Raw genomic sequence first — 17,774 nt, forward strand, 5'->3', positions numbered from 1 at the left:
CGGAGCCGCCACTCAGCCACCGGATCCGCCACTCACCTGCCGGGGGCGCCACTCACCTGGCGGAGCCGCCACTCAGGCGCCGGAGCCGCCACTCAGGGACCGGGGGCGCCACTCAGGCACCGCAGGCGCCACTCACGCGCGGCGAGCGTCCCCCGAGCGGATGATTCGGCGCGGGGCGCGACGGGACTCGCCCGCGACGTGGCACGCTCGACGCATGGCGCGCATCCACTGGACTTGGCCGACGGCAGCCGTCTGCCTCGTCGCGGCGGTCGTCACCGGGGCGCTGCTGCTGCGCACCCCTCCGCCGTCGATCACGGTGACGGATGCGTCGGGTCACGAGCGCACCATCCCCTGGTCCGACTACCCCGCCGACCCCTGGATCGAGCCGGCAGACGTGCTCGCCGCCCCGCGGGCGGAGGAGGTCGAGGCGGTCGGGCCGGTGCTGCTCGCCGAGCTGACCCGCGCGATCGACGCCCAGCTGCCGGGGCTCGAGTGGCGCAGCGGCGCCATCGGCGACACCTACCGGCAGTACGGCAACGGCTACGGCGGCGAGACGCTGCATCAGACCTACAACTCCGAGGGCCTCTCGGTCGACCAGGTGCCCGCCGATTGGCCGGCGCTCGTGGCGGCGCTCGACGCTGAGCTGGCCGAGCAGGGCTACGGCCCCATCGAGTGGGAGCACGACCGCGAGCCGTGGCCGCACGAGACGACCGCCGAGCGTGACGCCGACGTCGCGGCGACGCACGGCTCGCTCGACCCCGCCGAGATGTGGTCGTGGTGGGGCACCGCCTTCGACGGCTCGATGTGGGTGAGCGTGAGCCTGCACGACATCGATCGCGGGCCCACCGGCCCGGCCGATCCCTCCGGCCTGCCGCCGCAGCAGCTCTCGCTCTTCGTCGGCGGCACCGTGATCGCGGCCGCCGACGAGCAGGCCTACCGCGACGGCGTCGCACCCTTCGAGGGGTTCGAGCGGCCCGACGAGACGCACTCGTCCTAGTCGGCCCGACACGCGGGCGGATGCGTCGCCTCACGGCACAGGGATAGCAAGACCTGGCAGGCTGGTCGCATGACGACGCTCAGCGACTTCCAGGCACAGGCACTCTCCGGCGAAGCGGTGGACCTCGGCGCGTACGAGGGCAAGGTCGTGCTGGTGGTGAACACGGCCAGCCAGTGCGGGCTGACGCCGCAGTTCGAGGGCCTCGAGCAGCTGTACAAGGAGTTCCAGGACGACGGCCTCGTCGTGCTCGGCTTCCCCTCCGACTCGTTCAAGCAGGAGCACGACACCGCCGAGGAGATCGCCGAGGTCTGCCAGCGCAACTACGGCGTGAGCTTCCCGATGATGGCGAAGACCGCGGTCAACGGCGCCGAGACGCACCCGGTCTTCCAGTGGCTGAAGGACGAGAAGAAGGGCACGCTCGGCGGCGCCATCAAGTGGAACTTCACGAAGTTCCTCATCGGCCGCGACGGCCAGGTGCTCGAGCGCTTCGCCCCCACGACGGTGCCCGACGAGCTGCGCGACGACATCCAGAAGGCCCTCGCCGGCTGACGCGGACGCCCTCTCGGGCCGAACCGCGTTGCAGGTACAGGGCCAGTGGTCGTCATCCTCCACGGATAGCGGCCATTGGCCCTGTACTTGTTCGGGCGAGACTGGGCGGCCGCGGTCAGAGCCGCTCGATGACCGTCGCGTTCGCCATCCCCGCGCCCTCGCACATCGTCTGCAGGCCATAGCGCCCGTCGCCCGCCTCGAGCTCGTTCACGAGCGTCGCCAGCAGTCGCGTGCCCGACGAGCCGAGCGCGTGCCCGAGCGCGATCGCGCCGCCGCGGGGGTTCAGCCGGTCGAGCGGCGCGCCGGTCTCGCGCAGCCAGGCGAGCGGCACCGACGCGAACGCCTCGTTCACCTCGAACACGTCGATGTCGCCGATGCCGAGCCCGGCCCTCGACAGCACCTTCGCCGTCGCGGGGATCGGCCCGGTGAGCATCATGATCGGGTCGTCCCCGACGACCGAGAACGCGACGAACCGTGCGCGCGGGCGCAGGCCCAGCGCATCCGCCTTCTCCCTCGACATGATGAGCGCCGCCGAGGCGCCGTCGGTGAGCGGCGACGCGTTGCCGGGCGTGATCTGCCAGCCGATCTCGGGGAACCGCTCGGCGTAGCGCGGATGCGTGAACGACGCGGGCAGCGAGGCAAGACCCTCGCGCGTGGTCGATGCCCGCACCGTCTCATCGACGCGGTGCCCGTGCGCTCCGGCCGAGCCGCCGCCGCCCACGGCGATCGGCACGATCTCGTCGGCGAAGAGCCCCGCGGCACCTGCGGCGGCGGCGAGCTCGTGCGAGCGGGCGGCGTAGTCGTCGAGCTCGGCGCGACTGAGATCCCACCTGGCGGCGATCAGCTCGGCCGAGATGCCCTGGTGCACGAGCCCGTCGGGGTAGCGCTCGTGCAGCTTCGGACCCATGATGTCGCGCTCGATCGCGGCGGTGCCGAGCGGGATGCGGCTCATCATCTCGACGCCGCAGGCGATCACGACGTCCTGCGAGCCGGCCATGACGGCCTGCGCCGCGAAGGTCGCAGCCTGCTGGCTCGAGCCGCATTGCCGGTCGATGGTGGTGCCGGGCACGTGGTGCGGGAAGCCGGCGGCGAGCAGCGCGTTGCGGGTGATGTTGCCGGCCTGCTCGCCCACCTGCTGCACGCATCCGCCGATCACGTCGTCGACGACCGCCGGGTCGATGCCGGTGCGCGCGACCAGCTGCTCGAGCACGGTCGCGAGCAGGTCGACCGGGTGCACCGACGAGAGCGCGCCGCCCGGCTTGCCCCTGCCAGACGCCGTGCGCACGACGTCGACGATCACGGCTTCAGCCACGCGGCGCCCCCTTCGCGCCCTTGGCGATCTCGCGCCCGATGATCTCCTTCATGATCTCGGTCGTGCCGCCGTAGATCGTCTGCACGCGCGAGTCGCGGAAGGCGCGCGCGATCGGGTACTCCTCCATGAAGCCGTAGCCGCCGTGCAGCTGGAGCGAGCGGGTGATGACCCGTTGCTCGAGCTCGGTCGTCCACCACTTCGCCTTCGACGCATCCGCCGTCGTCAGGTGCCCCTCGTTGAGCGCCAGCGTGCAGCGCTCGATGTAGGCGCGGGTGATGTCGAGCTCGGTCTCGAGCTCGGCGAGCGTGAAGCGCACCGTCGGCAGGTCGCCGATCAGCCCGCCGAACGCCTTGCGCTGGAAGACGTAGTCGCGGCCCCAGTCGTAGGCCGCCTCGGCCGACACCAGCGCGCCGACCGCGATCGAGAGCCGCTCGCGCGGCAGGCGCTGCATCAGGTACATGAGCCCCATGCCGACCTCGCCGACGACGTTCTCGTCGGGCACCCGCACGTCCTCGAAGAACAGCTCGGCGGTGTCCTGCGCGTGCAGGCCGAGCTTGTCGAGCTTGCGGCCCCGCTCGAAGCCGGCCATGCCGTTCTCGACCAGGAAGAGCGAGAAGCCGCGCGAGCCGGCCTCGGGATCGGTGCGGGCGAAGACGAGCACCTTGTCGGCGTGGAAGCCGTTGGTGATGAAGGTCTTCGAGCCGTTCAGCAGCCACCCGTCGCCGTCTCCGTCGCTCACCCGGACCGCATTGGTGCGGATGCCCTGCAGGTCGCTGCCCGCCTCGGGCTCGGTCATGCCGACGGCGCCGATCGAGGTGCCGGCGGCCATCGCCGGCAGCCAGCGCTGCTGCTGCTCGGGGGTGGCGAGGTCGAGCAGGTAGGGGATCACGATGTCGTCGTGCACGCCGAGGGTGGCGTTGAGGCTCGCGGCGCCGACGCGCGCGAACTCCTCGCTGATCACCATCCGGAACCGGTAGTCGTCGACCTCCATGCCGTCGAAGCGCTCCGGGATGGCGATGCCGATGAGGCCCGACTCGCCCATGCGTGGGTAGAGCTCGGGGTCGATGAGGCCCGCGGCCTCCCACTCGGCGTAGTGCGGGGCGACGTGGCGGGTTGCGAACTCGCGCACGCTCTCGCGGAACGCGTCGTGCTCGTCGTCGTAGAAGCTGGACTGCATCGTGACCTACCTCGGTGCCATGCGGATGGAGCCGTCGAGACGGATCGTCTCGCCGTTGAGCATCGGGTTCGCGATGATCTGGCTGACCAGCAGCGCGAACTCGTCGGGTCGGCCGAGGCGCGCGGGGTGCGGCACCTGCTGGCCGAGCGAGATGCGGGCCGCCTCGGGCAGCGCCGCGAGCAGCGGGGTGTCGAACAGCCCCGGCGCGATGGTGTTGACGCGGATCTGCAGCGCGGCGAGCTCGCGCGCGATCGGCAGCGTCATGCCGGCGATGGCGGCCTTCGACGCGGTGTAGGCGGCCTGGCCGATCTGGCCGTCGAAGGCGGCGACGGATGCGGTGCTCACGATCACGCCCCGCTCCTCGCCGATCGGCGGGATCGCGGCAATCCGCTCGGCGGCGAGGCGGATCACGTTGAACGTGCCCACCAGGTTGATGTCGATCACCCGCTGGAACTGGTCGAGCGGGAACGGCCCCTGGCGGCCGAGCACCTTGGCGGCGTCGCCGACCCCGGCGCAGTTGACCACCACGCGCAGGTCGCCCAGCTCGGCCGCGGCGTCGAGCGCCCGGCCGACCGCGGCCTCGTCGCGCACGTCGGTGGCGGCGAAGGTCGCGCCCTCGAGGCTCGCGATCGCGTCGGCCGCGGCGGTGCCGCCCAGGTCGGCGACCACCACAGTCGCACCCTGCGCGATCAGCGCCCGCGTGGTGGCGAGCCCCAGCCCCGATGCGCCGCCGGTGACCAGCGCCACCTGTCCGCTGATGTCCATCTGCCCTCCGTCGTCATCGACGCCCCGACCGTATCCGACGCCGCGCGCCGCCGGCCCCGTGCTGGCGGAACTCAACGTGCTCTGTGCTGCTTCGCCGCACCCAGTGCGTCGAACACGCACAGAGCACGTTGAGATCGCGGTCGGGCTGGCGTGCCGTTGCTCATCATGGTAGATATGTGGACGTCCACGCAATTGGCAGGACACAGAACTTCCGATGGATGCGCTTCGTCACGAGCGAGGGCGTCCTCAGGTTCGCAGAGCGACAGAGAGGTCGTGACGATGAGCATGGTCGAGACAGCACCCTCGCCGACAGCGATGACCGCGCCCGCGGCAGCCAGCGCGCCCGCAGGGCCCACCGCGCCGAGCGCGACCTCGGCCGAGGAGCGCGCCGCGCTCGTCGAGGCCGTGCGCGACTTCGCCGACGCGCGCCTCGCCCCGTTCGCCAACCAGCGCGACGCCGACAAGGAGTTCCCGGTCGAGACGCTGCGCGAGGCCGGCTCGCTCGGCCTCGGCGCCATCGTGGTGCGCGAGGACGTCGGGGGGTCCGGTCTCAGCCGTGTCGACGCATCCGCCATCTACGCCGAGCTGGCGCGCGGCGACGTCGCCGTGGCCGCCTACCTCTCGATCCACAACATGGTCGCCTGGATGATCGACGCCTTCGGCACCGACGAGCAGCGCCACCGCTGGCTGCCGCGGCTGTGCACGATGGAGGACCTCGCGAGCTACTGCCTCACCGAGCCGGGCGCGGGCAGCGACGCCGCGGCGCTCGCGACCAGCGCCGTGCGCGACGGCGACGACTACGTGCTCACCGGCACGAAGCAGTTCATCTCGGGCGCCGGCAGCTCGGCCGTGTACGTCGTCATGGCGCGCACGGGCGAGCCGGGCGCGGGCGGCATCAGCGCCTTCATCGTGCCCGGCGACGCCGCCGGCCTCTCGTTCGGCGCCGAGGAGCGCAAGATGGGCTGGAACGCGCAACCCACCCGGCAGGTCGTGCTCGACGGGGTGCGCGTGCCCGCCGGCGACCGGCTGGGCGAGGAGGGCGAGGGCTTCGGCATGGCGATGCGCGGCCTCAACGGCGGCCGCCTCGGCATCGCCGCCTGCTCGATCGGCGGCGCCCAGTTCGCGCTCGAGCGCACCATCGCCTACGTCAAGGAGCGCGCCACCTTCGGCGCCCCGCTCGCCAGCCGGCAGCACGTGATGTTCGCGCTCGCCGACATGGAGACCGAGCTGCAAGCCGCCCGCGCGCTGGTCGAGTCGGCCGCAGCCAAGCTCGACGCGAGGGCCGCCGACGCGCCCGCCGCGTGCGCGATGGCGAAGCGGTTCGCGACCGACGTGGGCTTCCGCGTCGCCGACGAGGCACTGCAGCTACACGGCGGCTACGGCTACCTGCACGAGTACGGCATCGAGCGGGTCGTGCGCGACCTGCGTGTGCACCGCATCCTCGAGGGCACGAACGAGATGATGCGCATGATCGTCGGGCGCTCGCTGCTCGGCGACCGCTGACCGCACCGACCGACCGCTGACCGCACCGACCACTGACCGCACCGACCGACCGCCGACCCGCTGGGAGCCGACACCGATGACCGACACGCGCACGGAGCACGTCCGCACCGAGCACATCCGCACCGAGCGCCGCGGCGCGCTCGGCGTCATCACGCTCGACCGCCAGGAGGCGCTCAACGCGCTCACCCACGACATGGTGCGGGCGATGGCGGATGCGCTCCGGTCGTGGCGCTCCGACGACGCGGTCGAGCGGGTGCTCATCACGGGCGCGGGCGAGCGGGCCCTCTGCGCGGGCGGCGACGTGGTGACCCTCGCGCGCGACGTGGCCGAGACGGGCGGCGTCGGCGGCGGCGCCTTCTGGCGCGACGAGTACGCGCTGAACGCGATGATCGCCCGCTACCCGAAGCCGGTGATCGCCCTGCAGCACGGCATCGTGCTGGGCGGCGGCGTGGGCATCTCGGGGCACGCGTCGCACCGGATCGCCACCGACTCGACCCGCATCGGCTTCCCCGAGGTGACGATCGGCTTCGTGCCCGACGTGGGCGCCACCTGGCTGCTGACGCGCGTGCCGGCGGGTGCGCCGGGCGCCGAGCTCGGCACGCGGGCCGCGCTCTCCGGCGAGCACTTCGGCCCGGCCGACGCGGTGCTGCTCGGGCTGTCGGATGTCGTGGTCGCCCAGTCGCGCATCGCCGAGCTCGTCGAGCGGCTCGAGACCGAGGACGCCGACGCGGCGATCGCCGCGGTCGCGGTCGCCCCGCAGGCGGCCGTCTCGACCGATGGACGCCTGGCCGGCGAGCAGGCGCTCATCGATGCGGCGTTCGTCGGCGACGACGCGGCCGCGATCGTGGCGCGACTGGAGGCATCCGGCCCCGAAGGCGCGGGCGTAGCCGCCACCATCGCCAAGCGCTCGCCGCTCGCCGTCGCCGTGACGCTCGAAGCGCTGCGCCGCGCCCGCGGCCTCGGCTCTCTCGAGCAGGCGCTCGCGACGGAGTACCGCGTCTCGCGCAACGTGTCGCTGCTGCCTGACTTCGCGGAGGGCATCCGTGCGCAGCTGATCGACAAGGATCGCGCGCCCCGCTGGCAGCCGGCCTCGCTCTCGCAGGTGACGCCTGCCATGGTGGAGGCGTGCTTCGCCCCGGCGCCTGAGGGAGACCTGCGGCTGCCCGAGGGCGACCTGCGGCTGCCCGAGGGCGGCCCGCTGCCGCAGCCGACGTCGTCGAAGGAGACCGCATGACCGAGTACGAGACCATCCGCGTCGAGCGCCGGGGCCGCGTCGCCTGGATCACTCTCGACCGGCCCGACGCGCTGAACGCCCTCAACGCGCAGCTCATGCACGAGCTCGTCGGCGCGGCGAAGCAGCTAGACGGCGACGACGCGATCGGCGCGATCGTGGTGACCGGCTCGGCGAAGGCCTTCGCGGCCGGCGCCGATATCAAGGAGATGGCCGACAAGTCGACCGCCGAGATGCGCGAGGCCGACCACTTCGGCCCGTGGCTCGAGTTCGCCCGCGTCGAGAAGCCCGTCATCGCGGCAGTCTCGGGCTTCGCGCTCGGCGGCGGCTTCGAGCTGGCGCTCATGTGCGACGTGATCCTCGCCGGCGACACCGCGAAGTTCGGCTTCCCCGAGATCGGGCTGGGCGTGATCCCCGGCATCGGCGGCACGCAGCGCATCGTGCGCCTGATCGGCTACCCGAAGGCGGCGGAGCTCGTGCTCACCGGCCGCCGCATCGACGCCGCCGAGGCCGACGCGCTCGGCATCGTCTCGCGGGTCGTGCCGGCCGACCGGCTGCTCGACGAGGCGCAGGCGCTCGCGGCGAGCATCGCCGCGAAGTCGCTGCCGGCGCTGCGCGCGGCGAAGGCGGCGATGGATGCGGCGCTCGAGACGCCGCTCGACGAGGGGCTCGCCATCGAGGCCGAGTGCTTCACCGGCCTGTTCGACACGGCCGACCAGAAGGAAGGGATGGCGGCGTTCCGTGAGAAGCGTGAGCCGAATTTCCAGCACCGCTGAGCGGCGTCACAGCGGTTCAGGCACCGGTCGCGGATCCTCGAAGTCGCCCGCGCGCTTCCGCATCCGCGCGATGATCCGCACCAGCTCTGCCGCGTCGTCGTCGTCGACCGCCACCCCGGTGAACGCGTCGGCGTTGAGCGCCGCCGTGGCCCGCTCGACCAGCTCGCGCCCCGCATCCGTGATCGACAGCACCGTCGCCCGACCGTCGGTCGGGTGCTGCTCGCGCACCACCAGCCCGTCGCGCACGAGCCGGTCGACCGTGCTCGTCACGCTCGTCGGGTGCACCTGCAGCCGCTTCACGGCCGAGCGCATCGGCAGCCGCCCGTCGCGCGTGAACGCCAGCAGCCGCAGCACCTCGAAGCGCGCGAACGACAGCGAGAAGGGCCGCAGGGTCGCCTCGACCGGCGCGACCAGCAGCTGCTGCGCGCGGTTCACGGAGGTCACGAGCGTCATGCCGGCGACCGCGTCGCTCCAGCCGTGCTCGAGCCACTGGCGGCGCGCCTCGGCGATCGGATCGATCGGCATCGGTCGCTCGGCCACCAGACCCTCCTCAACGCTCCGCTCGACCGGCACCCCCGGCTCCAGCATCACCGTATCCGCCCCGCACACCATGAGAGGAGCGCAGCGATGAAGATCGTGGTGCTCATGAAGCCCGTGCCCGACACCTATGGAGAGCGCAAGCTGAGCCTCGAGACCGGCCTGGCCGACCGCGACGCGAGCGAGACCGTGCTCGACGAGATCGGCGAGCGCGCGCTCGAGGCGGCGCTGCGGCACGCCGAGGCGGCGGGCGACGCCGAGGTGGTCGTGCTGTCGATGTCGCCCGAGGGGTCGCAGGCGGCGCTCCGCAAGGCGCTCGCGATGGGTGCGGCGTCCGCCGTGCACGTCGCCGACCCGCGGCTCGCGGGCGCCGACCTCGTGCGCACCGCCGAGGTGCTCGCCGCGGCCCTGCGCGAGACCGGCTTCGACCTCGTGATCGCGGGGGACGCATCCACCGACGGCACCGGCGGCGTGATGGCGGCGATGCTCGCCGAGCTGCTCGAGCTGCCCGCGATCACGCGGCTCCAGACGCTCGAGATCACGGCGGATGCGGTGCGCGGCACCCGCGCGACCGACGGCGGCGAGATGGTCGCCCAGGCGCCGCTGCCGGCGGTCGTCTCGGTCACCGAGTCGCTGCCCGACCCGCGCTTCCCGGCGCTGCGCGGCATCATGAGCGCGAAGAAGAAGCCGGTCGAGGTGCGCACGCTCGACGACCTGGGCGTCGAGCTCGACGACCTGGGCGTCGAGCTCGACGAGACCGCGGCGCCCCGGGCGATCATGACGACCGTGGCCGAGCGGCCGCCGCGCGCGGCCGGCACGATCATCACCGACAGCGGCGACGCGGGCGAGCAGATCGCCGCGTTCCTGGCCGAGCGGAGGCTCGCATGAACCCCATCCTCGTGCTGCTGCCCGCCGCCCCCGGCGGCGGCCTGATCGCCGGCGCCGCCGATGTGCTGGGCGCCGCCGCGCAGATCGGCACGCCTGTCGCCCTGGTGACGGGGCCGGCGGATGCGCTGCCCGAGCTCGCCGGGCAGGCCGCCTCGCTCGGGGCGACCGTCGTGCACACCGCCGTCACGGATGCCGCGGTGCTCGGCGTCCCGGCCGCCGACGCCGCACAGTCGGCCGTCGCCGCGGTCGCCCCCGACGCCGTGCTGGTGCCCGCGACGGTCGAGGGCCGCGAGCTCGCGGGCCGCCTCGCGATCCGCCTGCGCGCCCCGCTCGCCGCCGACGCCGTGGGCGTCTCGCGCGACGACGAGGGCGTGCTCGCGCAGCACTCGGTCTACGGCGGCGCCTACCTGGTCGATGCGGCAGCCACCTATGGGCCGCTCATCGTCACCGTGCGCCTCGGCGCGATCGACCACCGCGCCGAGGCGGCGACGCCCGACGTGCGGCCGCTCGAGGTGGCCGCATCGGGCCGCCCGGCTGCGACGGTCGAGGGCTTCGAGGCCGCCGCGCAGCAGTCGACGCGCCCCGACCTGCGCTCGGCGAAGCGCGTCGTCTCCGGCGGCCGCGGGCTCGGCTCGCAGGAGCGGTTCGCGCTCGTCGAGCAGCTGGCGGATGCGCTCGGTGCAGCCGTCGGGGCCTCTCGCGCGGCCGTCGACGCCGGCTACGTGCCGCACGACGCGCAGGTCGGCCAGACGGGCACCTCGGTGTCGCCCGACCTCTACGTCGCGGTCGGCATCTCGGGCGCGATCCAGCACCGCGCCGGCATGCAGACGGCCAAGACGATCGTCGCGATCGACAAGGATGCGTCGGCGCCGATCATGGAGATCGCCGACCTCGGCGTCGTGGGCGACCTGTTCACGATCGTGCCGCAGCTGATCGCCGCGCTCGAGGCGCGGAAGCAGGCGTAGCGGTGACGGGCGTGCGACGCGGACTGCCGCGGGAGCCCGGGGGAGAGCCCTGGCCGCCCGCGGGATCGGGTGCGCCCGCGCTCGCGGTCGCGGAGCCGGTGGTCGCCGAGCCCTCGGTCGCGGGGCCGGTGGTCGCGGAGCCGGCGCTCGCCGAGCCCGCGCCAGTCGCTGCGCCGTCGTCCGCCGAGCCGTCCGTCGCGGAGACGGTCGCCGAGCAGCGCGCTGCCGAGCCGACCGTTTCCGGTACCGATCTGCGGGTCGCGGCTGCCGACACCGGCAATTCGGTACCGGCAACCGGGCACTCGCTGCGCCGGGGACTGCCGCGCACGCCGGGCGGCGAGCCGTGGCCGCCCGCAGTGCTCGCGCCGCTCGCAGCAGCACCAGCCTCGGCAGGTGGCGCTGCGACGACGCCTGCCGCCGCAGCGCCCGCGCCGGAGCAGCAGCCGACCAGCACGCCGACACCCGCGCTCGCCCCTGCCGCCGTCGCCGTCGACCCGCAGGACGTCGCGGCTCTGGCCGCAGGTGCGGAACGGCCCATCGTCCCCGCCGGCACGGGCCATTCGGTGCCCGAGCCCGGGCGCGCCGTCGTGCGCCGCGGTCTGCCCCGCATTGCCGGTGGCGAGCCGTGGCCGCCGGCGTCCGCTGCGCCTGCGGCGGCGGTGACTGCTGCTGCGTCGACGCCCGCGGCCGCCGCGCCGGTCCCGGCCACCGCCGCCGCGGCCACCGCCGCTGCGGCAGCCGCCGCGACCGACCGGGTGCGGCTCGCCGCCGAGCGGGCGGTCTTCGACGCCGGCCCCCGCGACAGGGCTGCCGTCGACGACGACGCCCGCATGGTGCGCCAGGCGCTGGTCGCGTCGCAGCCGCTGTGGCGGCGCGTGCTGACGACGCTGCTCCCTCCGAGCCTGTTGCGCGTCACCCCGCCGACGCAAGAGCCGCCGCAGCAGTAGCTGCCGCCGCGGTAGCCGCGGTCGCTGCCGCTGCCGCTGCCGCAGCAGTAGCCGCCGCCTCGCGGCACCGACCGGGAGCACAACGCAAGCCTGGCGTCCGCATCCGGCGGTGGATCGCGCCGCACGGACGTCAGCGCCGCCGAACGCGCCACGCGGGCTTGCGTTGTGCAGACAGTGCGAGGCGAGTGTCGTGCGAGGCGCGACGATGCAGGGGGTCCGGCGCGGCATCCGGCTCGCCGTAGGCTTGGCTCCGTGCAGTGGTCGATCGTGATTCCCGTCAAGGGCTCCATCGGCAAGTCGCGCCTCGACGCGGGCGATGCACGGGCTGCGCTCGCCGTGGCCTTCGCGCGTGACGCGATCTCGGCGGCGCGAGCGGCCGCATCCGTCGATCTCGTGGTGGTCGTGACCGGCGACCCCGACGTCACCGACTGCCTCGAGGGCGTGCAGACGGTCGCCGACCCCGGAGGCGGGCTGCACGCCGCGATCATGGCGGGCATCGCGACGCTCGACCCGGCGGCGCCCGCGGCGGTCGTGCTGGGCGACCTGCCCGCGCTGACGCCGCACAACCTCGACGCGACGCTCGCGCTGGCCGTCGGCGAGCGGCGCTCCTTCGTGCCCGACTCGCTCATGACCGGCACCACGATGCTCGCGGCGACGAGGGCGGATGCGCTGCGCCCGCACTTCGGCCCAGGCTCCGCCGAGCTGCACCGCGAGGCCGGTCACGTGGCGCTGCCCGTGCCGCAGGGCACGGGGCTGCGCCTCGACGTCGACGAGCTCGCCGACCTGCACCGGGCGATCGACGCCGGCGTCGGCCCGCACACGCGCGCGGTGCTCGCGAGCGCGTCGCTCTCGGCCTAGCGCGCGGCAGAAGCGGCGTCGCGCCCGCGCGAGTGCCCGCCCGCGCGACGTGTGTCCGATATGGCTGTCGACGTGGCACTTTCGGCCCCATATCGGACACACGTCGCCGACCTCGGCCGACCGGCAGCGTTTGTGCGCAGCGGGATCGGAGGTGTGTCCGATATGGGCCTCAACGTGGCACTTTCGGCCCCATATCGGACACACTTCGGCGCGGCGGGCGGCGGGCGGCGGGCGGAGTGGCGGCGGGCGACGGGCGGCGGGCGCGGGCGGCGGGGTGTGCCCCGCGCGGGCGAGCGTCCCTCAGCCGGCGATCGCCGCCGCCAGCGCGAGCGCCTCGCGCGCGACCTGCGCCGCCGGCTCGCCGGGGGTGAGCAGCAGCGGCCGTGCCTCTGCGCGGATGCCGAGCGAGCGGAGCCCGGCCAGCCCCGCCTCGTCCTCCTCGGCGAGCAGCCAGCCGTCGAGGATGCCGCCCTGCGAGCGTGCGCCGTAGTGCGCGGCGACCGCAGCCGCATCCGCCTCGACACCGATGACCGCCAGGCACGTCGCCGCCATGCCGCGCAGCGCCCGCCCGCCGATGATCGGGGCGACGCCCACGACCGGGGCCGCCGCCGTCTCGAGCGCGTCGCGCACCCCGGGGAGGCCGAGGATCGTGCCGATCGACACGACCGGGTTCGAGGGGGCGATGAGCACGACGTCGGCGTCGGCGATCGCCGCGCGCGCCGCGTGCGAGATGCGGGCGCGCTCTGCGCCGTGCTGCACGAACCGCTGCGCGGGCAGCTGCGCCCGGGTGCGCACCCACCACTCCTCGAAGTGGATGACGCCCTCGTCGGTCACCACGTGCGTCGGCACCTCGTCGTCGGTGACGGGCAGCAGGGTGACGCCGAGCGGCCAGCGCGCGGCGAGCTGCGCGGTCGCCTCGGTGAGGGTGCGCCCCTCGCGCAGCAGCGCCGTGCGGGCCAGGTGCGTGCCGAGGTCGAGGTCGCCGAGCGTGAACCAGGGCCAGCCGACACCGTAGGCGGTCAGCTCGCCCGCGACCCGCTCGCTCTCGCCGGCGCGCCCCCAGCCGCGGTCGCCGTCGACGACGCCCGCGAGCGCGTACATGAGCGAGTCGAGGTCGGGGCAGACCTTCACGCCCGCGAGCCACATGTCGTCGCCGACGTTCGCGACGACGGTGATCGCAGCGTCGGGCGCAGCATCGCGCAGCCCGAGCGCGAAACGGGCGCCGCCGACGCCGCCGGCCAGCACGGTGATCCTCATGCCTGCACCCTCCGATAGCGGATGGCCACCCCGTCGGGGTGGTCGTCGATCGATGCGTCGACGCCGTAGACCGAGCGGATGCGGTCGGCCGTCAGCACTGCCGCGGGGCTCCCCGCCGCCAGCACCCGCCCCCGGTCGACGAGCACGACCCGGTCGGCGTGCGTGGCCGCGAGGGCGAGGTCGTGCACGGTCATCACGACCGGACGGTCGGCGGCCAGCCGGCGCACGAGCGCGAGCAGCTCGAGCTGCGCGGCGATGTCGAGGTGGTTGGTGGGCTCGTCGAGCAGCAGCAGCCGCGCTTGCTGGGCGAGCGCGCGGGCGACGTGCACGCGCTGCAGCTCGCCGCCCGACAGCTCGCCGAGCCGACGGTCGGCGAGGTCGACCGCGCCGGCGTCGAGCAGCGCCGAGTCGACGAGGCGCTCGTCGCCGAGCGAGAAGCCGAGCATGCGGTGGTGCGGGGTGCGGCCGAGGCGCACGGCCTCGCGGGCGGTGAGCTGCTCGGGCGCGTCGGCGAGCTGCTCGACGAGCGCCACCCGGCGGGCGCGGGCGCGCGGCGCCATGGCGTCGAGCCGCTCGCCGTCGAGCAGCACGTTGCCGGCGCGCTCTGCGCGCTCGGGCACGACGCCGGCGATGGCGCGCAGCATGGTCGACTTTCCGGCGCCGTTGGGGCCCACGAGCGCGGTGATCTCGCCGGGCAGCGCCTGCCAGGAGGCGTCGGCGACGAGCGCGCGGCCGCGCACGGTCACCGAGAGGCCGTCGACGACGAGTCCTGCGCCGCTCACGTGCGCACCCGCCCCGTGAGCATGAAGAGCGCGAACACGGGGGCCCCGATCAGCGCGGTCACGATGCCGACGGGCAGCTCGCGCGGATCGAACGCCGCACGCGCGACAGTGTCGCTGACGAGCAGCACGATCGCGCCGGCGAGGCCAGAGGCGGGCAGCAGCAGCGCGTGCGCGCCGCCGACCACCAGCCGCACCGCGTGGGGCACGACGAGCCCGATGAAGCCGATCGCACCCGAGACCGACACCAGCACGCCGGTGACGAGCGCGCACGCGACCAGCAGCGCCCAGCGGGTGCGGCGGGCGTCGACGCCGAGCGCGCCGGCCGCCGCGTCGCCGAGCGCGAGCGCGTCGAGCAGGCGGCCGGTCGCGAGCAGCGGCACGGCCAGCGCGACGCCGACGAGTGCGATCAGCGCGCTCGACCACGAGGTGGCGGCGAGCGAGCCGAGCAGCCACGCGAGGATCTCGCGGAACGCGTCGCCGTCGGCCCGCCAGAAGATCACCAGCGACACCACGGCAGAGGCGGCGGATGCGGTCACCACGCCCGCGAGCACGGTGCGGGTGGGCGTCGCCCCACCCGAGGCGGCGGCGAGACCGAGCGTCGCGAGCAGCGCGAGCAGCGCACCGGCGAACGCCGCGACAGGCAGCAGCACGCCGACCCCGGCGATGAGCACGAGCACGGCGCCGACCGAGGCGCCCGAGGAGACGCCCAGCAGGTAGGGGTCGGCGAGCGGGTTGCGCACGAGCGCCTGCATGACGGCGCCGACGATCGCGAGCCCGGCGCCGACCGCGCAGGCGGCGAGCACGCGCGGCAGCCGCAGGTCGACGACGATCGCGTCGCTCACGGCGCCGAGCGGTGTGCTGCCGATGCCGAGCCGCGCGGCGAGGGCCGCGAGCGCGTCGCCGGGCGCGATGCCGGCCGCGCCGAGGGTGGTCGCGGCGAGCGCGAGCGCCACGAGCAGCGCGGCGAGCGCGGGCAGCGCCCAGCGGCGCCCGCGTCGCCCGCGCTGCGGCAGATGCAGGGCCAACGGCCGCTTCGGCGAGGCCTTTGCGGCCACTGGCCCTGCATCTGTGCTGCGCGTGGGCTCAGGAACCGGGCGCGTGGGCTCCGCAGCGGCGCGCGTCGGCGCAGCGGCGCCGTCCGCGGGTGCCGCGCCGCCGCGCGCGGTGGGGCGATCGGTGCGCGTCATCCGAGACCCATCGCGCGGACCGCATCCGCCACCGTCTGCACGGCGTCGACCGACCGGACACCGGCCTCCGCCATCGGGAACGGCACGACCACGAAGCGCTCCTCCTGCACCGCCGACAGCTGCGCGGTGGCGGCGTTGCCCCGCAGCCGCTCGATCTTCGAGGCGGCCGTGTGCCAGGGGGCGTCGACGAGCACGATCACGTCGGCGTCGCTCGCGGCGACCGCCTCCCACGAGAGCGTCGTCCAGGTCTCGTCGATGTCGGCGGCGACGTTCGTGAGCCCGGCGGTCTCGAGCACCAGCTGCGGGGCGCCCGAGCCGGCGCCGACGTAGGGGGCGTCCTCGCCGGAGGAGTACCAGAGCGCACGCAGCTCGCCCGAGACCGGCTCGACGGCATCGACCGCGGCGCGCTGCTCGGCCAGCAGCGCGACGCCCGCGTCAGGTGCCCCGAGCACCGTCGCGGCATCGCGGAACTCGCCGAGCAGCGCATCCCACGTCAGCGGCGGCACGTCGGTCGACCAGCAGGCGGCGGGCGAGACCCAGGTGGTCACGCCCAGCTCGGCCAGCGTCGCGCGGTCGCCGATCGCCTCGGGCGCGAACGCCGACTCCCAGCCCGCGACGATCGCGTCGGGCTCGAGCCCCAGCACCGCCTCGCGCGACGGCATGCCCTCGATGGTCGGCGCGTCGGCGCCCGCGAGCGGCCCGTCGAGGAACGCGGTCGACACCAGCGCGTCGCCGAGCCCCAGCGCCACGACGAGCTCAGCCGCGGTCGACTTCACCGCCACGATCCGCTCGGCCGGCGCCGCCCGCGGCGTGACCGCGACGCCGCAGTCGTCGACCGTCGTCTGCGCACCGGCGGGGGCGGATGCGTCCACCGACACCGTGGGAATGGTGCTCGTGGCCGACAGCGGCGTCGCGCAGCCGGTCAGCAGGAGCGCGCTGAGCGCGACGGTGGTGGCGGCAAGACGGGCAGGTGCGGGCATCGGTGATCCTTCTGGGCAGGCTGACGCGAACGGTCTTCGCGGTCGCGCGCGGAGGTGATGCCCGGCGCGATCACGATTCTACGGCCCCGCCGCGCCGACCTGTGTTTCGCCTGCGTGAACGTTGCGCCCGACCCCCTATCGCTCGCGGCAGGTCTGGGGTTGACTGGCGCTCCGGCATGTGCCGGTCAGAGCGAGGAAGCCGAGGGCAAGATGACCACAGTGCGGGCAGCGATCTCCCAGACCACCTGGACGGGCGACAAGGAGTCGATGCTCGACCGCCACGAGCAGTTCCAGCGCGAGGCAGCCGCGCAGGGCGCGCAGGTGATGTGCTTCCAGGAGCTCTTCTACGGCCCCTACTTCGGCATCACGCAGGACAAGAAGTACTACGACTACGCCGAGCCGGCCGACGGCCCGATCGTGCAGCGCTTCGCGAGCCTCGCGAAGGAGCTCGGCATGGTCACGATCCTGCCGATCTACGAGGAGGAGCAGACCGGCGTCTACTACAACTCGGCCGTCGTCGTCGATGCCGACGGCACGACGCTCGGCACCTACCGCAAGCACCACCTGCCGCACCTCGACCGCTTCTGGGAGAAGTTCTACTTCCGCCCCGGCAACCTCGGCTACCCGGTCTTCGAGACCGCCGTCGGCAAGGTGGGCGTCTACATCTGCTACGACCGGCACTTCCCCGAGGGCTGGCGCGAGCTGGGGCTGAACGGCGCGCACATGGTGTTCAACCCCAACGCGACGAAGCCCGGGCTCTCGAACCGGCTGTGGGAGGTCGAGGGTCCCGCCGCGGCGGTCGCGAACGGCTACTACGTGCTGCAGCCCAACCGGGTGGGCCGCGAGGACAACGAGTACGGCGAGCTCGCCGTCGACTTCTACGGCACCAGCCAGGTGATCGACCCGCGCGGCAACTTCGTGGGGGAGCGCGGCTCCGCCGATCACGAGGAGCTGCTGGTGCGCGACCTCGACCTGGAGATGGTGAAGCAGATGCGCGACGACTGGCAGTTCTACCGGGATCGCCGGCCCGACTCGTACACCCGGATCGCGAAGCCGTAAGGGG

Annotated in this window: 18 protein-coding genes; 10 read left to right on the forward strand and 8 right to left on the reverse strand. The window is 74.2% G+C overall.

The features are described 5' to 3' along the window. Nucleotides 1-214 precede the first annotated feature (214 nt). Together Q9250_RS08565 and Q9250_RS08570 are read left to right on the forward strand one after the other, a co-directional pair. Complete coding sequence (locus tag Q9250_RS08565; RefSeq protein ID WP_306231444.1) at nucleotides 215-997, forward strand: hypothetical protein; 783 nt, start codon at nucleotides 215-217, stop codon at nucleotides 995-997. Between the two features lie 69 nt (nucleotides 998-1,066). Next, nucleotides 1,067-1,546: a glutathione peroxidase gene (locus tag Q9250_RS08570; protein ID WP_306231445.1), complete on the forward strand. Its 480-nt coding sequence runs from the start codon at nucleotides 1,067-1,069 to the stop codon at nucleotides 1,544-1,546. Between the two features lie 115 nt (nucleotides 1,547-1,661). Here Q9250_RS08570 and Q9250_RS08575 read toward each other — a convergent pair whose 3' ends face one another. The 3 genes from Q9250_RS08575 to Q9250_RS08585 are packed head-to-tail and all read right to left on the reverse strand — an operon-like array spanning nucleotide 1,662 to nucleotide 4,800. Further along, a complete protein-coding gene (locus Q9250_RS08575) occupies nucleotides 1,662-2,858 on the reverse strand; it encodes a thiolase family protein (RefSeq protein ID WP_306231446.1) in 1,197 nt (398 codons plus the stop codon). Further along, entirely contained in the window at nucleotides 2,851-4,035 is a 1,185-nt protein-coding gene (locus Q9250_RS08580) for an acyl-CoA dehydrogenase family protein (RefSeq protein WP_306231447.1), read from the reverse strand. The genes Q9250_RS08575 and Q9250_RS08580 overlap by 8 nt, the downstream gene beginning before the upstream one ends. A 6-nt stretch (nucleotides 4,036-4,041) precedes the next feature. Further along, nucleotides 4,042-4,800 (reverse strand): SDR family NAD(P)-dependent oxidoreductase, encoded by a 759-nt coding sequence (locus Q9250_RS08585; RefSeq protein WP_306231448.1) that lies wholly within the window; start codon nucleotides 4,798-4,800, stop codon nucleotides 4,042-4,044. Between the two features lie 315 nt (nucleotides 4,801-5,115). Here Q9250_RS08585 and Q9250_RS08590 point away from each other — a divergent pair, with 315 nt between their 5' ends. The 3 genes from Q9250_RS08590 (at nucleotide 5,116) to Q9250_RS08600 (ending at nucleotide 8,310) form a co-directional block, all read left to right on the forward strand. Continuing rightward, nucleotides 5,116-6,303, forward strand: coding sequence for an acyl-CoA dehydrogenase family protein (locus Q9250_RS08590; protein WP_306233964.1), 1,188 nt, complete (start codon nucleotides 5,116-5,118; stop codon nucleotides 6,301-6,303). A gap of 76 nt (nucleotides 6,304-6,379) precedes the next feature. Beyond that, entirely contained in the window at nucleotides 6,380-7,537 is a 1,158-nt protein-coding gene (locus Q9250_RS08595) for a 3-hydroxyisobutyryl-CoA hydrolase (RefSeq protein WP_306231449.1), read from the forward strand. Beyond that, on the forward strand, nucleotides 7,534-8,310 hold the full coding sequence (locus Q9250_RS08600) for an enoyl-CoA hydratase-related protein (RefSeq protein WP_306231450.1): 777 nt from the start codon (nucleotides 7,534-7,536) through the stop codon (nucleotides 8,308-8,310). Before Q9250_RS08595 ends, Q9250_RS08600 begins: the two co-directional genes overlap by 4 nt. A 6-nt stretch (nucleotides 8,311-8,316) precedes the next feature. Here the strand turns inward: Q9250_RS08600 and Q9250_RS08605 are convergent, their stop codons facing one another. After that, complete coding sequence (locus Q9250_RS08605) at nucleotides 8,317-8,835, reverse strand: MarR family winged helix-turn-helix transcriptional regulator (protein WP_422665102.1); 519 nt, start codon at nucleotides 8,833-8,835, stop codon at nucleotides 8,317-8,319. Nucleotides 8,836-8,937: 102 nt separating this feature from the next. Between Q9250_RS08605 and Q9250_RS08610 the strand changes: the two genes are divergently transcribed. The 4 genes from Q9250_RS08610 to cofC all read left to right on the forward strand — a co-directional run bounded on the left by Q9250_RS08610 (nucleotide 8,938) and on the right by cofC (nucleotide 12,505). Next, the gene (locus Q9250_RS08610) at nucleotides 8,938-9,735 is read left to right on the forward strand and encodes an electron transfer flavoprotein subunit beta/FixA family protein (protein WP_306231451.1); all 798 of its coding nucleotides are present in this window, start codon (nucleotides 8,938-8,940) and stop codon (nucleotides 9,733-9,735) included. After that, nucleotides 9,732-10,700, forward strand: coding sequence for an electron transfer flavoprotein subunit alpha/FixB family protein (locus Q9250_RS08615; RefSeq protein ID WP_306231452.1), 969 nt, complete (start codon nucleotides 9,732-9,734; stop codon nucleotides 10,698-10,700). Before Q9250_RS08610 ends, Q9250_RS08615 begins: the two co-directional genes overlap by 4 nt. Before the next feature lie 2 nt (nucleotides 10,701-10,702). Beyond that, nucleotides 10,703-11,647 (forward strand): hypothetical protein, encoded by a 945-nt coding sequence (locus tag Q9250_RS08620; RefSeq protein ID WP_306231453.1) that lies wholly within the window; start codon nucleotides 10,703-10,705, stop codon nucleotides 11,645-11,647. 252 nt (nucleotides 11,648-11,899) lie between these two features. Next, nucleotides 11,900-12,505 carry a 2-phospho-L-lactate guanylyltransferase gene (gene cofC / locus Q9250_RS08625; RefSeq protein ID WP_306231454.1) on the forward strand — a complete coding sequence of 202 codons (606 nt, stop codon included), beginning with the start codon at nucleotides 11,900-11,902 and terminating at the stop codon, nucleotides 12,503-12,505. 300 nt (nucleotides 12,506-12,805) lie between these two features. Here the strand turns inward: cofC and cofD are convergent, their stop codons facing one another. The 4 genes from cofD to Q9250_RS08645 form a co-directional block, all read right to left on the reverse strand. Continuing rightward, entirely contained in the window at nucleotides 12,806-13,762 is a 957-nt protein-coding gene (gene cofD / locus Q9250_RS08630; protein WP_306231455.1) for a 2-phospho-L-lactate transferase, read from the reverse strand. Next, the gene (locus Q9250_RS08635; protein WP_306231456.1) at nucleotides 13,759-14,544 is read right to left on the reverse strand and encodes an ABC transporter ATP-binding protein; all 786 of its coding nucleotides are present in this window, start codon (nucleotides 14,542-14,544) and stop codon (nucleotides 13,759-13,761) included. The genes cofD and Q9250_RS08635 overlap by 4 nt, the downstream gene beginning before the upstream one ends. Continuing rightward, nucleotides 14,541-15,569 (reverse strand): iron chelate uptake ABC transporter family permease subunit, encoded by a 1,029-nt coding sequence (locus Q9250_RS08640; RefSeq protein WP_306231457.1) that lies wholly within the window; start codon nucleotides 15,567-15,569, stop codon nucleotides 14,541-14,543. The genes Q9250_RS08635 and Q9250_RS08640 overlap by 4 nt, the downstream gene beginning before the upstream one ends. 158 nt (nucleotides 15,570-15,727) lie before the next feature. Further along, nucleotides 15,728-16,711 (reverse strand): ABC transporter substrate-binding protein, encoded by a 984-nt coding sequence (locus tag Q9250_RS08645; RefSeq protein WP_306231458.1) that lies wholly within the window; start codon nucleotides 16,709-16,711, stop codon nucleotides 15,728-15,730. Between the two features lie 210 nt (nucleotides 16,712-16,921). On the opposite strand from Q9250_RS08645, the gene Q9250_RS08650 reads away from it, so the two are divergent. Next, on the forward strand, nucleotides 16,922-17,770 hold the full coding sequence (locus Q9250_RS08650; RefSeq protein ID WP_306231459.1) for a nitrilase-related carbon-nitrogen hydrolase: 849 nt from the start codon (nucleotides 16,922-16,924) through the stop codon (nucleotides 17,768-17,770). Nucleotides 17,771-17,774 lie beyond the last annotated feature (4 nt).

The organism is Agrococcus beijingensis (assembly GCF_030758955.1).
GTDB classification, from domain to species: Bacteria; Actinomycetota; Actinomycetes; order Actinomycetales; family Microbacteriaceae; genus Agrococcus; species Agrococcus beijingensis.